General features: G+C 39.9%; 10 protein-coding genes, 1 tRNA gene and 1 pseudogene. All 12 read right to left on the reverse strand.

All coding sequences use genetic code 11. The annotated features are described in order from the left end of the window. Positions 1–232 precede the first annotated feature (232 nt). A complete protein-coding gene (locus ACFIL3_RS03800) occupies positions 233–922 on the reverse strand; it encodes a nitroreductase (protein ID WP_375612167.1) in 690 nt (229 codons plus the stop codon). 205 nt (positions 923–1,127) lie between these two features. Beyond that, positions 1,128–1,331, reverse strand: coding sequence for a hypothetical protein (locus ACFIL3_RS03805; protein WP_375638423.1), 204 nt, complete (start codon positions 1,329–1,331; stop codon positions 1,128–1,130). Between the two features lie 714 nt (positions 1,332–2,045). Continuing rightward, the gene (rpoC, locus tag ACFIL3_RS03810) at positions 2,046–6,257 is read right to left on the reverse strand and encodes a DNA-directed RNA polymerase subunit beta' (RefSeq protein ID WP_375638422.1); all 4,212 of its coding nucleotides are present in this window, start codon (positions 6,255–6,257) and stop codon (positions 2,046–2,048) included. A gap of 172 nt (positions 6,258–6,429) precedes the next feature. Beyond that, complete coding sequence (gene rpoB / locus ACFIL3_RS03815) at positions 6,430–10,578, reverse strand: DNA-directed RNA polymerase subunit beta (protein ID WP_375681848.1); 4,149 nt, start codon at positions 10,576–10,578, stop codon at positions 6,430–6,432. A 289-nt stretch (positions 10,579–10,867) separates the two neighbouring features. Further along, a complete protein-coding gene (gene rplL / locus ACFIL3_RS03820) occupies positions 10,868–11,239 on the reverse strand; it encodes a 50S ribosomal protein L7/L12 (RefSeq protein WP_273790654.1) in 372 nt (123 codons plus the stop codon). A 101-nt stretch (positions 11,240–11,340) separates the two neighbouring features. Continuing rightward, positions 11,341–11,859: a 50S ribosomal protein L10 gene (rplJ, locus tag ACFIL3_RS03825; protein ID WP_012755027.1), complete on the reverse strand. Its 519-nt coding sequence runs from the start codon at positions 11,857–11,859 to the stop codon at positions 11,341–11,343. A 354-nt stretch (positions 11,860–12,213) separates the two neighbouring features. Further along, positions 12,214–12,918 carry a 50S ribosomal protein L1 gene (rplA, locus tag ACFIL3_RS03830; protein WP_375681849.1) on the reverse strand — a complete coding sequence of 235 codons (705 nt, stop codon included), beginning with the start codon at positions 12,916–12,918 and terminating at the stop codon, positions 12,214–12,216. Between the two features lie 4 nt (positions 12,919–12,922). Then, positions 12,923–13,351, reverse strand: coding sequence for a 50S ribosomal protein L11 (gene rplK / locus ACFIL3_RS03835; RefSeq protein WP_273723157.1), 429 nt, complete (start codon positions 13,349–13,351; stop codon positions 12,923–12,925). Positions 13,352–13,501: 150 nt separating this feature from the next. Next, positions 13,502–14,032, reverse strand: coding sequence for a transcription termination/antitermination protein NusG (gene nusG, locus ACFIL3_RS03840; RefSeq protein ID WP_273790740.1), 531 nt, complete (start codon positions 14,030–14,032; stop codon positions 13,502–13,504). A gap of 20 nt (positions 14,033–14,052) precedes the next feature. Further along, on the reverse strand, positions 14,053–14,265 hold the full coding sequence (gene secE, locus ACFIL3_RS03845) for a preprotein translocase subunit SecE (protein ID WP_273790652.1): 213 nt from the start codon (positions 14,263–14,265) through the stop codon (positions 14,053–14,055). A 200-nt stretch (positions 14,266–14,465) separates the two neighbouring features. Continuing rightward, positions 14,466–14,541: transfer RNA gene (locus ACFIL3_RS03850), tRNA-Trp, on the reverse strand. A gap of 48 nt (positions 14,542–14,589) precedes the next feature. Then, positions 14,590–14,685: pseudogene (locus ACFIL3_RS03855) on the reverse strand (elongation factor Tu); the annotation flags it as partial.

Below are 14,685 nucleotides of genomic sequence, written 5' to 3' on the forward strand. Positions count from 1 at the left end.
CGAATGTCGCTCGTCTTGCTACCACCCAACACTTTCTTTCTATAGTGTTTTCCATTAGCCAACCTTTAAAACGGACAATGCCCCTAGAGTCACCACTCCCAATGTTCCAAACGTAGTAAAATAAGTGTTAATATGCAATATTAAAATTCAATAAGGATGAGAAATCTTATCGGAAATATTTTTCATAATGCACTAAGTTCTTCAAAACATATGCTTAATTGTATAAAATATTTTATGGGTATGTTTCAATGAAACGTACAAATTTTTCTAACGATTCTCGTTCTGTCTCAAAATTGTTTTCTGGAGCACTCATATCGCGATAACCAAGTGCCATACCACAGATAATATGGCGATCAGAAGGAATAGATAAAAGCGTACGAATCTGTTTATGATAATCAGCAAAAGCAGCTTGAGGACAGGTATCTAATCCAAATCCACGTGCAGCTAACATAATGGTCTGCATAAACATACCCAAATCAAGCCAACTCCCCATTTCCATGTCGTGATCCATTGTAAATAAGAGTCCTACAGGTGCATCAAAAAATAAAAAATTTCGCGCCTTTTGATGAAGTATTTTTTCTTCATCACCTTTTTGAATTCCAAGACTCTGATAAAGATCCAAACCAACTTTTCGACGCCTTGAAATATAGGGCTCACGCCACTGACGTGGATAATAACTATATTCACGCTCTCCTTTTACACCTGAAAGCACAAGTTGTGAAAGCTCTTGCCCTACTTTCTGTAATACACTTCCTGTAAGCACAATTACTTGCCATGGCTGAATATTTGTTCCAGATGGTGCACGTGCTGCAAGTTTTAAGATTTCTTTGATTGTTTCCAAACTAACTGGCTGATCAGTAAAAGCGCGAATTGACTTTCGTGACAATATAGATTGAAAAACACTCATAGGAGAAACTGTCATTGTTTTTACTTTCTTTATGAAAAATAGTTTTTTCTTATCAAGAATAATATACTGCGAAAATACCTTTGCAGCTTTTTCAAACACTCTATTTCTTTAAATGACTTACACATTTCACGCAGTGGTAAATATTCCCCTTAGAGACGGTATAATCTATCTCTTTTAAGAGAAAGAAATTAGTCTAAAAGAAGACAAAATAAATTTATAATCAATGACTACCCCCCAACTCCGCTAAGCTCTCAAAAAAACTCTCTTCAATTCGTTCTAAATCCTGTAGAAGATCATCAACATCATGCTGCATCTGCTTTAAATCAGTTTGTTTTTTATGAATTCCTGCAATTAATTTCTTAAGCTTTTTCTCATCATCAGGTGGTTTTCCAACCATTGTCAACATATCAGATATTTCAGACAACGAAAATTTTACTCTGTTAGCATACAGGATTTGTTTTAACTTATGACGATCCGTTTATGTATAAAGCCGTGTACTTCCACACCGAAAAGGGATAAGAAGTCCCTCTTCTTCATAGCAAAGTTCGAGCTATTATTGAAAACTCACGTGTTAATTTTCCAATTGAATAATATTCGTACATTTTATTATTCTGTCTGCATAGATCACATTGTTATAAGAAATATGTCTATTTTTTATAAAACTTAGTGAGCACCTTAATCTCTACTTTTCTGCATTCTAATTTAGAAGAAAATACATTCACAAACATTGTATAGTAGAGAATCAATTATTTTTTAGATTATAGAAAAGACTCTTGATCTTTCATCATAAGTCCTTTTAAATTTTTATAGAAGATATCAATCAAAAATTTTCCTAAAGTTCAAAATCAATCTTATTTGATTTGTAGATAATCAACTCTTTTCCTTGAATATGATTTTTGAGTTTCACATATTTTGGAAAAATTCTATACTGCTTTTAGAAATTAAGAAACTTTAAAATAAAGTAACAAAAAAGATAAGCATCATTACAAAATAATAAGCTACTAAAGATGTTTAAAATAACTATCGCCTTATAATTTTTGATATTTTTCAAGAAAATATACAACTTCTGCATTTCGAAATAAAAAACGTCTGAACTTTCTATTCAGACGTTTTTATATTATGTGGTGTTGTATTTAAATTATTCAGTAACGGCCCCGGTTGTCATATTTGTCAACATAGCCTTAGCCACTTCGTTATTACTAGACTTACGCTGCTCATCTACAATCAAATCATCACGAACTGCAGCAATACGACGGATTTGAGAAATTGTACCACCCGTACCTGCTGGAATAAGACGACCGACAATAACGTTCTCTTTAAGTCCTTGCAAAGTATCAATTTTACCAGAAACTGCTGCTTCAGTAAGAACACGTGTTGTTTCCTGAAACGATGCCGCCGAAATGAAAGAAGGTGTTTGAAGAGAAGCTTTTGTAATTCCAAGAAGAATGGGATTACCAGATGCAGGTTTCTTCCCTTCTGCAATCAAATTATCATTGATTTCATCAAGTTCAATACGATCAACATTATCACCTGGAATATAACCAGAATCTCCAGATTCAGTAATTTCAACTTTTTGCAACATTTGACGAACAATCACTTCAATGTGCTTATCATTAATAAGAACTCCCTGCAGACGATAAACCTCCTGAATCTCATTAACAAGATAAGATGCCAAAGCTTCAACCCCCTTAATCGCCAAGATGTCATGAGGTGCTGGATTACCATCAAGGATATAATCTCCCTTTTCAATTTGATCGCCTTCTTGGAAGTGGAACAACTTACCTTTTGGAATCAAGTATTCTACTGCCTCAAGAGTTTTATCATTTGGTTCAATAATGATACGACGTTTATTCTTATAACCACGGCCAAATCGAATTGTACCACTAACTTCAGCAATAATCGCATGATCCTTTGGACGACGCGCTTCAAAAAGCTCAGCCACACGAGGAAGACCACCCGTAATATCTTTCGTCTTGGCACTTTCCATTGGCAAACGAGCAATAACATCACCAGCCTTAACATGAGCACCAAGCTCAACAGAAAGAATAGTTTCCACTGACATCATATAACGGGCTTCACCTCCCTTATACAATTTAGCAATGGATTCACCTTCTTTATCCGTGTGAATAATAATAGCTGGTTTAAGATCCGCACCACGTGGATTAGCGCGCCAATCAATCACCAAACGCTTCGTAATACCCGTAGATTCATCAGCTGTTTCAGTGACAGATAAACCATCAATCATATCTTCAAAACCCACATAGCCTTCAACTTCCGTTAAAATTGGACGTGTATAAGGATCCCATTCTGCTATACGTTGGCCACGTTTAACCACATCACCATCATCAACAAAAATATGAGCACCATAGCTAACACGATGTACAACGCGCTCTTTTCCTAACTCATCCTTGATAAGGATAGCCATATTACGCCCCATAACAACCAAATGGCCTTCAGAGTTACGAACTACATTACGATTACGAATCTCCACCTTACCTTCATAAGATGCCTCTAAATACGATGAATCAACAACCTGCGCAGTTCCTCCTAAGTGAAAAGTACGCATAGTAAGCTGTGTTCCCGGCTCACCAATGGATTGAGCAGCAATAACACCAACCGCTTCTCCCTGATTAACAGGTGTTCCACGCGCCAAATCACGACCATAGCATTTTGCACAAACACCAAGACGTGTTTCACATGTTAATGCAGAACGAATTTGAACAGATTGAATCCCAGCTGCTTCAATCTTCGCGACATCAGCTTCCTCAATCATTGCTCCACCTTCAAGGATAACCTCTCCAGAGACAGGATGTAGAATATCAACAAGCGCTGTACGACCAAGAATTCTTTGCCCAAGGGAGGCAACAATTTGTCCTGCATCAACAATCGGCTGCATGGTAAGCCCTTTTGCGGTACCACAATCAACTGCTGAAATAATAGCATCCTGTGCAACATCAACAAGACGCCGTGTTAAATAACCAGAGTTCGCCGTCTTTAACGCAGTATCAGCAAGTCCTTTACGTGCACCATGCGTGGAATTGAAGTATTCATTAACAGTTAGACCTTCTTTAAAATTTGAAATAATGGGTGTTTCAATAATTTCACCCGATGGTTTTGCCATTAATCCACGCATACCGGCCAATTGTCTCATCTGGTTAGCAGAACCACGAGCACCAGAGTGCGACATCATATAGATAGAATTCATCGGCCGTTGACGACCTGTTTTAGGATCAAAATCCACAGCTTGAATACGTTTCATCATTTCATCTGCGACGCGATCTGTACATTTACCCCAAGCATCTACAACCTTATTGTATTTTTCACCTTGTGTAATCAAACCATCATTATATTGCTGTTCGTACTCCTTAGCCAAAGCTTCTGTTTCTGCGACTAAACGCGACTTACTATCAGGAATAACCATATCGTCCTTACCGAATGAAATTCCTGCACGACAAGCATAAGAAAAGCCAAGCTGCATAATACGGTCACAAAAAATAACCGTCTCTTTTTGTCCACAGTGCCGATAAACATGATCAATCATTTTAGAAATGTTCTTTTTCGTCATCTCTTGATTGACAATATCAAATGAGATATCCGCACTTTTTGGCAAAAGCTCACCGATAATCAAACGACCAGGTGTCGTATCATAAAGTTTAGAGACTTCTTTTCCATCCTTCCCCATATTCTTAACACGGCCTTTAATCTTCGTATGAAGCGTTATAACCTTATTTTCCAAGGCATAATGAAGCTCACCTATATCAGAAAAGGCCATTCCTTCACCTGGTTCTTTTTCAGAAACAATTGAAAGATAATAAAGACCAAGAACCATATCCTGTGAGGGAACAATAATGGGAGCACCATTGGCCGGATGAAGAATATTATTGGTGGACATCATCAAAACACGGGCTTCAAGTTGTGCTTCAAGAGAAAGCGGAACATGAACCGCCATCTGATCACCATCAAAATCCGCATTAAAAGCAGTACACACCAATGGATGTAGCTGTATAGCTTTTCCCTCAATCAAGATAGGCTCAAAAGCTTGAATTCCCAAACGGTGCAATGTTGGTGCACGATTGAGCAAAACAGGGTGTTCACGAATAACCTCATCCAAGATATCCCAAACTTCTGGATGTTCTTTTTCAACAAGCTTCTTTGCCTGCTTTACCGTTGATGAATAGCCTTTTGCATCAAGCCGCGCATAAATAAAAGGCTTAAATAATTCAAGAGCCATTTTTTTGGGAAGACCACATTGATGTAATTTTAATTCAGGACCCGTCACGATAACAGAACGCCCCGAGTAATCAACACGCTTCCCAAGTAAGTTCTGACGAAAACGCCCTTGCTTGCCCTTCAACATATCTGATAAAGACTTAAGAGGACGTTTATTGGCTCCAGTAATCACACGCCCACGCCGTCCATTATCAAACAATGCATCAACAGCTTCTTGTACCATACGCTTTTCATTGCGTACGATAATTCCAGGAGCTCGCAATTCAATCAGCCGCTTCAAGCGGTTATTACGATTGATAACACGCCGATAAAGATCATTCAGATCTGATGTCGCAAAACGCCCACCATCAAGCGGAACCAATGGACGCAAATCCGGTGGAATAACCGGAATTGTTTTCATAATCATCCACTCTGGCTTATTTCCAGATTCAAGAAAATTTTCAACGATTTTAAGTCGTTTAATCAATTTTTTCTGCTTTAACTCTGAAGTTGTTTCAGCTAATTCAAGACGCAAATCATTAGCGATTTTATCTAACTCCATACTAGCTAAAAGCTCGTAAATAGCTTCAGCGCCAATCATAGCTGTAAACTGATCTTCTCCAAATTCATCAATAGCAAGCATATATTCTTCTTCAGAAAGAAGCTGATGGAGCTTAAGAGATGTTAACCCTGGTTCGGTTACAATATAATTCTCAAAATAAAGAACCCGTTCAATATCTTTTAAAGTTAAATCTAAAAGTGTAGAAATACGGCCTGGTAATGATTTAAGAAACCATATATGCGCAACGGGTGCCGCAAGTTCAATATGCCCCATACGCTCACGACGTACGCGCGAAAGAGTAACCTCTACACCACATTTTTCACAAATAATGCCCTTATACTTCATGCGTTTATATTTGCCACATAGACATTCATAGTCCTTAATAGGGCCAAATATACGTGCACAAAAAAGACCATCACGTTCTGGTTTAAAAGTCCGATAATTAATAGTCTCAGGCTTCTTAATCTCACCATACGACCAGGACAAAATTTTCTCAGGACTCGCAATAGAAATACGAATAGAGTCAAATGTCTGCGCTGGCGCTTGAGGATTGAAAAGATTCATGACCTCGTGGTTCATGCTGTTCTCCTTCAAAGATTCTTAGAACCTGTTGTAATATCTCATTTATTTTATAACAGATCTTCTTTAAAATACATTTACTTTTAAAAATGACCTGTATAGCCTTAATAAGGTTATTGAGCCTCTTAAAGTAATAAGAGCGCAGCCCTTTTCTAGTGCGCTCCTTGAATTATTATTCTGCCGTATCAGACAATGCCCGCTGTGCAATAAGTTCACGCGCATCATCAAGCTCCACATTAAGAGCAAGTGAGCGCATTTCTTTTACCAACACATTAAAGCTTTCGGGTATACCTGCCTCAAATGTATCATCACCACGCACAATTGCCTCATAGACTTTTGTTCGACCAGCCACATCATCTGATTTTACTGTTAGCATCTCCTGCAAAGTGTATGCAGCACCATAAGCTTCAAGCGCCCATACCTCCATTTCACCAAAACGCTGACCACCAAATTGTGCCTTACCTCCTAATGGCTGCTGCGTAACAAGTGAATAGGGACCAATAGAACGCGCATGAATCTTATCATCAACAAGGTGATGCAATTTCAACATGTAAATATATCCCACCGTTACTGGACGATCAAAAGGCTCCCCAGTACGACCATCATAAAGCGTAACCTGCCCTGAACTATCTAAGCCTGCGTCTTCCAGCATCATGTTAATATCAGACTCATGTGCTCCATCAAAAACAGGCGTTGCAATTGAAACCCCTTTCTTCATCTGCAATGCCAATTTGTAAAGGCTTTCATTATCATACTGACGAACTGGTTCATTATGATTATCATCAGGCATAAGATTTTCAATACGCTGACGCAACGGCAATATATCCCCAGTCTCTTGATATAACTCTAACAAAGCACCAATCTTCTTGCCCATCCCCGCACATGCCCAACCAAGATGCGTTTCAAGAATTTGTCCAACATTCATACGACTAGGCACACCCAGCGGATTCAAGACGATATCAGCATGGGTCCCATCTTCAAGAAATGGCATATCCTCTACGGGAAGAATACGTGAAACAACACCCTTATTCCCGTGACGTCCCGCCATCTTGTCACCTGGTTGGATTTTGCGCTTCACAGCCACAAAAACTTTCACCATTTTCATGACACCAGGAGGCATTTCATCACCTCTTTGGACCTTTTCAACCTTATCCATAAAGCGACGTTGTAATGCTTCTTTTGATTCATCATATTGCTTGCGCAAAGCTTCAATTTCATTTTGAAGCTTTTCATCCTCAACAGCAAATTGCCACCACTGGGATCGCGGATAATGCCCCATTACTGTACTATCAAGCTTTTTACTACCCGAAAAGCCTTTCGGACCTTCTACAGCAACTTTACCTGTCAACATATCGGTGAGGCGCGCATAAACATTGCGATCAAGAATAGACTGTTCATCATCACGGTCTTTTGCTAAACGCTCAATTTCTTCACGCTCAATTGCCATCGCACGTTCATCTTTTTCCACGCCATGGCGATTAAAAACGCGAACTTCAACAACAGTACCAAAAGTCCCAGGAGGCATACGCATAGAAGTATCACGAACATCGGATGCCTTTTCCCCAAAAATTGCACGCAGAAGCTTTTCTTCCGGCGTCATGGGACTTTCACCTTTCGGGGTAATCTTTCCAACTAAAATATCACCTGGTTGAACTTCAGCACCAATATAAATAATGCCAGCTTCATCAAGATTTCTTAACGCTTCTTCCGCAACATTAGGAATGTCGCGCGTAATTTCCTCAGGTCCAAGTTTTGTATCGCGTGCCGCAACTTCAAATTCCTCGATATGAATTGAAGTAAACACATCATCAGCAACAATGCGCTCGGATAACAAAATAGAATCTTCATAATTGTATCCATTCCAAGGCATAAAGGCTACGAGAACATTCCGCCCAAGAGCCAAATCACCAAGATCCGTGGATGGACCATCTGCAATGATATCACCTTTCTCTACCCTATCACCGACATGTACAAGAGGACGCTGATTAATACAAGTGGACTGATTAGAACGCTGAAATTTCTGTAAGCGGTAAATATCAACGCCTGATTTTGAAGGATCTAAATCTTCTGTTGCACGGATAACAATACGGGTAGCATCGACTTGATCAACAACACCACTACGTTTTGCACTCACAGCAGCTCCTGAATCGCGCGCAACAATAGATTCCATTCCCGTCCCAACAAATGGCGCTTCAGCGCGTACAAGAGGAACTGCTTGACGCTGCATGTTCGATCCCATAAGCGCACGATTCGCATCATCATTTTCCAAAAAAGGAATAAGCGCTGCTGCAACTGAAACCAACTGTTTTGGTGAAACATCCATCAAATCAACATGATCACGCGGCGCCATTAAAACTTCACCAGCATGACGGCAAACAACAAACTCTTCTATAAAACGACCTTCGTTATCTAATGAAGAATTAGCCTGAGCGACATAATGCTTTGCTTCTTCCATCGCTGAAAGATAAATAACTTCTTTTGTGACTTTTCCATCAATAATTTTTCGATATGGGCTTTCAATAAAGCCATATTTGTTAACTCGCGCAAATGTTGCTAAGGAGTTAATCAGACCAATATTGGGGCCTTCTGGTGTTTCAATCGGACAAATACGACCATAATGCGTAGGATGTACGTCACGGACTTCAAAACCCGCACGTTCACGAGTCAAACCACCTGGACCAAGAGCAGAAAGACGGCGCTTATGGGTAATTTCTGACAATGGATTGGTTTGATCCATAAACTGCGACAATTGTGAAGACCCAAAAAATTCACGGACTGCTGCTGCCGCAGGCTTTGCATTGATCAAATCCTGTGGCATAACTGTATCAATTTCAACCGATGACATACGCTCTTTTATCGCACGTTCCATACGAAGAAGACCAATGCGATATTGATTTTCCATCAACTCCCCGACGGAACGAACGCGACGGTTGCCAAGATTATCAATATCATCAATTTCACCACGTCCATCACGCAATTCAACCAACATCTTAACAACAGCAAGAATATCCTCTTGGCGTAAAATGCGAACTGTGTCTGGACAATCAAGATCCATACGTAAATTCATCTTAACACGCCCGACAGCTGAAAGATCATAACGCTCTGGATCAAAAAACAATGAATGGAACATTGCTTCTGCTGTATCGATTGTTGGAGGTTCACCTGGACGCATCACCCGGTAAATATCAAATAACGCATCCTGCCGACTTTCATTTTTATCCACCTTCAAAGTATTGCGGATGTAAGCGCCAATATTCATGTGATCAATATCAAGAATATTGACTTGATCAGCACTAACATCGAGCAGAACTTTTAATACTTTTTCGTCAATTTCATCACCAGCTTCAAGGTAGATTTCACCTGTTTCGTAATTGACGATATCTTCGGCTAGATAACAACCTAATAAATCATCTTCACTAACTTTAACCGCTTTAAGTCCTTTTTCTACCAAAGACTTCGCAGTACGAACTGTTAATTTTTTACCAGCCTCCGCAACGACTTCACCACTATCTGCATCTATAAGGTCAGAAATGAGCTTCATTCCTTTAAAGCGATCCACAGAATAAGGAACTCGCCATCCTTCTCCATCACGCTCATAAGTCACTTTATCATAAAACGTCGATAAAATATCCGGCGCATCCATACCTAATGCCATCAAAAGACTAGTAACAGGAATCTTGCGCCGTCGATCAATACGCGCATAAATGATGTCCTTAGCATCAAACTCAATATCAAGCCAAGAACCACGATACGGAATAACACGAGCAGCAAAAAGAAGCTTTCCTGATGAATGGGACTTTCCTTTATCATGGTCAAAAAAGACACCAGGAGAACGATGCATCTGAGAAACAATAACACGCTCCGTACCATTAACAATAAAGGTACCATTCGTCGTCATTAAAGGCATATCGCCCATATAAACGCCTTGCTCTTTAATGTCTTTGATATCTTTGGAGCCAGTATCCTCATCAACATCAAAAACAATCAAACGCAATATGACCTTTAATGGGGCAGCATAAGTTAAATCACGTTGACGGCACTCTTCAACATCAAATTTTGGTAAATCAAATTCATAACCTACAAACTCAAGCATAGCTGTACCGGAAAAATCTGAAATAGGAAAAACCGATTTAAAAACAGCTTGCAAACCTTCATCTGGTCGCCCACCTTTCGGTTCCTCAACCATGAGAAATTGATCGTATGAGGCTTTTTGAACCTCAATAAGATTCGGCATTTCTGCTACTTCAGGAATCTTACCAAAAAATTTCCGTACGCGCTTACGACCATTGAATTGAGACATCATTGCGTGAGTCTGAGCCATCGTCGCTCCTTGATCTTTACTCTTCAAGGTAGACCAACCTTGAAAGCCTTATACCATTAACCTGCATATGCAGACCAGTTCACTTGACACTCAATAATGAGCATCATTAACTTTCCCTACCAACATAAGCCATTTATCTCTTTGACTCTATGATGAAGGGGTAAGTAATCCAAACCTATCCCATTCCTGTTACGAAACCATTGGGAAAAGTTTTTTACTCATTATTTTCCCTCTTTGTATTAAGAGAAAGAAAATCGGCGAACATAAATGCCCGCCGATAAAATTAAATTTACTTAAGTTCCACCTTAGCACCGGCAGCTTCAAGTTGAGATTTAATTTTTTCTGCTTCTTCTTTAGAAGCAGCCTCTTTAATAGGCTTAGGTGCACCTTCAACCAGATCTTTAGCTTCTTTAAGACCAAGTCCAGTAAGAGCACGAACTTCCTTAATAACATTAATTTTTTGTGCGCCACCTTCAACAAGAATAACATCAAATTCTGTTTTTTCTTCAGCAGCTGGAGCAGCAGCACCAGCAACAGCAGCGACAGCTACAGGAGCAGCAGCCGAAACTCCCCACTTTTCTTCAAGTAACTTAGAAAGCTCAGCGGCTTCCAAAAGGGTTAGATTAGAAAGGTCTTCTACGATCTTCTCTAGATCAGCCATTTTTAAATTCCTTCAATTAAAAGATTTGAACCATTATTAAATCTTATTCAAAAAAACAGAAAAGCATTAAAGCTCTTCCATAAACGTGAATACAAACAGCCTTAAGCCGCCTTATCCTCCTGAGCATATGCTCCAATGACACGTGCAACCTGACCAGCAGGGGCATTAACAACCTGTGCAATACGGGTCGCAGGGGTAGAAATCATACCCACAAGTTTTGCACGCAACTCGTTTAATGAAGGCAATGAAGCCAATGACTTCACAGCATCTACAGTTAAACTTGTTGCACCCATTGAACCGCCAAGTATGACAAATTTGTCATTGCTTTTCGCAAAATCAACAGCAACTTTCGGTGCTGTGATTGGATCTTCTGAATAAGCAATAAGTGTTTGTCCAGTAAACAAACCCACTATCGATTCAGATTCCGTGCCCTGAAGAGCGATTTTAGCAAGACGGTTTTTGGCGACCTTAACGGCACCGCCAGCTTCACCCATTTTCGAACGCAGATCATTCATCTGTGAAACTGTCAGACCGGAATAATGTGCAACAACAACAGAACCAGACTTCCGAAAAGCCTCGTTAAGCCATGTAACAAATTCGCGTTTTTCCGCTCTATTCACTGTCTCTCTCCATTTAACAGATTTGCTTAAAACAAACCTGTTGGTTACCTTTGATAACATAAAATACTTCATGTCACCGATGAGGATCCTGTCCCCTTTTTCACGCACAGCGTTCAAAGGCAACCTTGGCTCAAACCCTTTAAGTCTTTTAACTCTCAGTTTTTACCCCAGTCTCATGCAGGTTTTTTTGATTAAGATACTTAAAAGCATCACCTACAATCTCGGACAGGATATTCCGGAATTTCTCCCGGTACAACCTAAGCCCTATAAAGCTTAGATAGCGAGCTGATCAAAATCAGCATTTTAAATACAATTTTGATATTCCCATACCCCAAAACAAAATTATAAATCAGCTTATACTAGCTCTGAACGAACCGTTGCTGGATCAACTTTAACACCAATTCCCATAGTCGACGAAACAGCAACGCGCTTAATATACTCACCTTTTGCACCTTGCGGTTTGGCTTTAATAACTGCACTTGCAAAGGCTTTTATATTTTCTACGATTTTTTCAACACCAAAAGAAGCCTTACCAATACCAGCATGCACAATACCAGCTTTTTCCACACGAAACTCAACAGCACCACCTTTAGAAGCTTTGACAGCACCGACGACATCAAGTGTTACAGTACCAACTTTCGGATTCGGCATCAAACTCCGTGGACCAAGAATCTTACCAAGACGACCAACAAGAGGCATCATGTCTGGCGTTGCAATACAACGATCAAAATCTATAGTCCCTCTATTAACGCTTTCAAATAAATCTTCGGCACCCACAATATCAGCTCCTGCCGCCTTAGCTTCCTCAGCCTTATCCCCACGAGCAAAAACGGCAACACGAATATTTCTCCCTGTTCCATTAGGCAAATGAGCAACGCCTCGAACCATTTGATCAGCATGACGAGGATCAACACCCAAGTTCATTGAAATTTCGATTGTTTCATCAAACTTAGCAACGGCACGCTCCTTAACCATTGAAACGGCATCTTTTAAAGCGTAGAGTTCATTAAAATCAATATCTTTTCGGATATTTTTTATTCTTTTTGCTACTTTTGCCATAATATTAGCCCACCACTTCCAAGCCCATCGAGCGAGCAGAACCTTCAACCATACGCATTGCTGCCTCAATGTCATTCGCATTAAGATCTTTCATCTTTGATTCCGCAATCGAACGAATTTTATCGCGAGAAATGCTTCCTACAGACACTTTACCAGGCTCTTTTGAGCCAGATTTCAGGTTTGCTTCCTTCTTTAAAAAGAATGATACAGGAGGCGTCTTGAGAGAAAAGGTGAAAGACTTATCTTGGTAATACGTAATAACAACTGGAATCGGTGCCCCCTTTTCCATTTCTTGTGTCGCTGCATTAAACGCCTTACAAAATTCCATGATATTAATACCACGCTGCCCAAGAGCTGGACCAATTGGTGGAGATGGAGTAGCAGCTCCTGCAGGAACCTGCAACTTAAGCTGACCTATACTTTTTTTTGCCATAACAATCTGCCTTTAATTTCACTGGTATACTGACAATTCATCTTGCCCGTTACCCGCTTGCAGTCACGTGGTTCGGATCATTAAGCCGACAAAAGCTATAAATCACCTCCCACTCCTTCCTTAAAGTAATTAAAACTACTCTAAGTTTAATCAGAGTTTTTCAACCTGACCAAATTCCAAATCAACAGGCGTAGGACGCCCAAAAATAAGCACTTCAACCTTAAGACGAGAGCGCTCTTCTTCAACCTCTTGAACAATTCCATTAAACGAAACAAAAGGACCATCAGCAACGCGAACTTGCTCTCCAACCTCAAACAATACAGAGGACTTTGGAGACTCAACCCTTTCCTGAACTTGTTTGAGAATTTGCTCAACCTCTCGATCAGAAATAGGAACAGGACGCGCATCCGACCCTAAAAAACCTGTCACTTTAGGCGTATTCTTAATAAGATGATAAACTTCATCTGTTAACTCAGCACGAACAAGAACATAACCAGGAAAAAATTTTCGCTCAGTATCAACTTTGCGTCCACGACGAACCTCTACAACACGCTCTGTTGGAACAAAAATCTTTTCAAAAAGATGATCAAGTCCCTTTTGCTTTGCCTCCTTATCAATAGCTTCCGCTACTTTCTTTTCAAAATTTGAATATGCCTGAACAATATACCAACGAGCTGCCACAGTCACACTTCCTTACATTCTCAACTAAAAAGATATTTCAGAAGATCAATAACCCGCCAAACACCAAAATGCATAACCTGATCCACAATAAAAAAGAAAGCTGAAGCCAATGCAGTTACCAACAAAACCATAATAGTAGAAATAACCGTCTCACGACGTGTAGGCCATTTCACTTTAATTGTTTCTGCATAAACCTGCTTCAAAAAGGTAATCGGATTGGTTTTAGATGCCATCGTCACACTATACTCTCTCTAGTCCTATTGTGTTTTATAGAACAAAATAAACAGGAAAAAATGCAAAAGCCAACTTTCAGACTTATGCAATTTCCTTACTTTCTATTCAATACCGTTTCACACACAAAAAAACAAGCCCCATATCAAAAAAAGCGAAAAAGGCAGCAAAATCCACTCCCTTATATGTAAAATCCCCCCTTTGGCAGGGGCAGCAGGACTTGAACCTGCGACCTGCGGTTTTGGAGACCGCCGCTCTACCAACTGAGCTATACCCCTAACTCTCAAAACTAAAAAAACTTTTAGTATCCCTGCAACAAGCATTATTTATTCAATGATCTTAGAAACGATACCGGCACCAACAGTACGACCACCTTCACGAATAGCAAAACGAAGTTTCTCTTCCATCGCTATCGGAACGAT

It is taken from the genome of Bartonella sp. CE47NXGY, from assembly GCF_042195415.1.
Lineage (GTDB): Bacteria > Pseudomonadota > Alphaproteobacteria > Rhizobiales > Rhizobiaceae > Bartonella.

Excerpts from the sequence above, each read along its gene's own strand:
- ACFIL3_RS03800 (WP_375612167.1), bottom strand. The coding sequence starts at position 922 with ATGACAGTTTCTCCTATGAGTGTTTTTCAATCTATATTGTCACGAAAG.
- rpoC (WP_375638422.1), bottom strand. The coding sequence starts at position 6,257 with ATGAACCACGAGGTCATGAATCTTTTCAATCCTCAAGCGCCAGCGCAG.
- rpoB (WP_375681848.1), bottom strand. The coding sequence starts at position 10,578 with ATGGCTCAGACTCACGCAATGATGTCTCAATTCAATGGTCGTAAGCGC.
- rplL (WP_273790654.1), bottom strand. The coding sequence starts at position 11,239 with ATGGCTGATCTAGAGAAGATCGTAGAAGACCTTTCTAATCTAACCCTT.
- rplA (WP_375681849.1), bottom strand. The coding sequence starts at position 12,918 with ATGGCAAAAGTAGCAAAAAGAATAAAAAATATCCGAAAAGATATTGAT.
- rplK (WP_273723157.1), bottom strand. The coding sequence starts at position 13,351 with ATGGCAAAAAAAAGTATAGGTCAGCTTAAGTTGCAGGTTCCTGCAGGA.
- secE (WP_273790652.1), bottom strand. The coding sequence starts at position 14,265 with ATGGCATCTAAAACCAATCCGATTACCTTTTTGAAGCAGGTTTATGCA.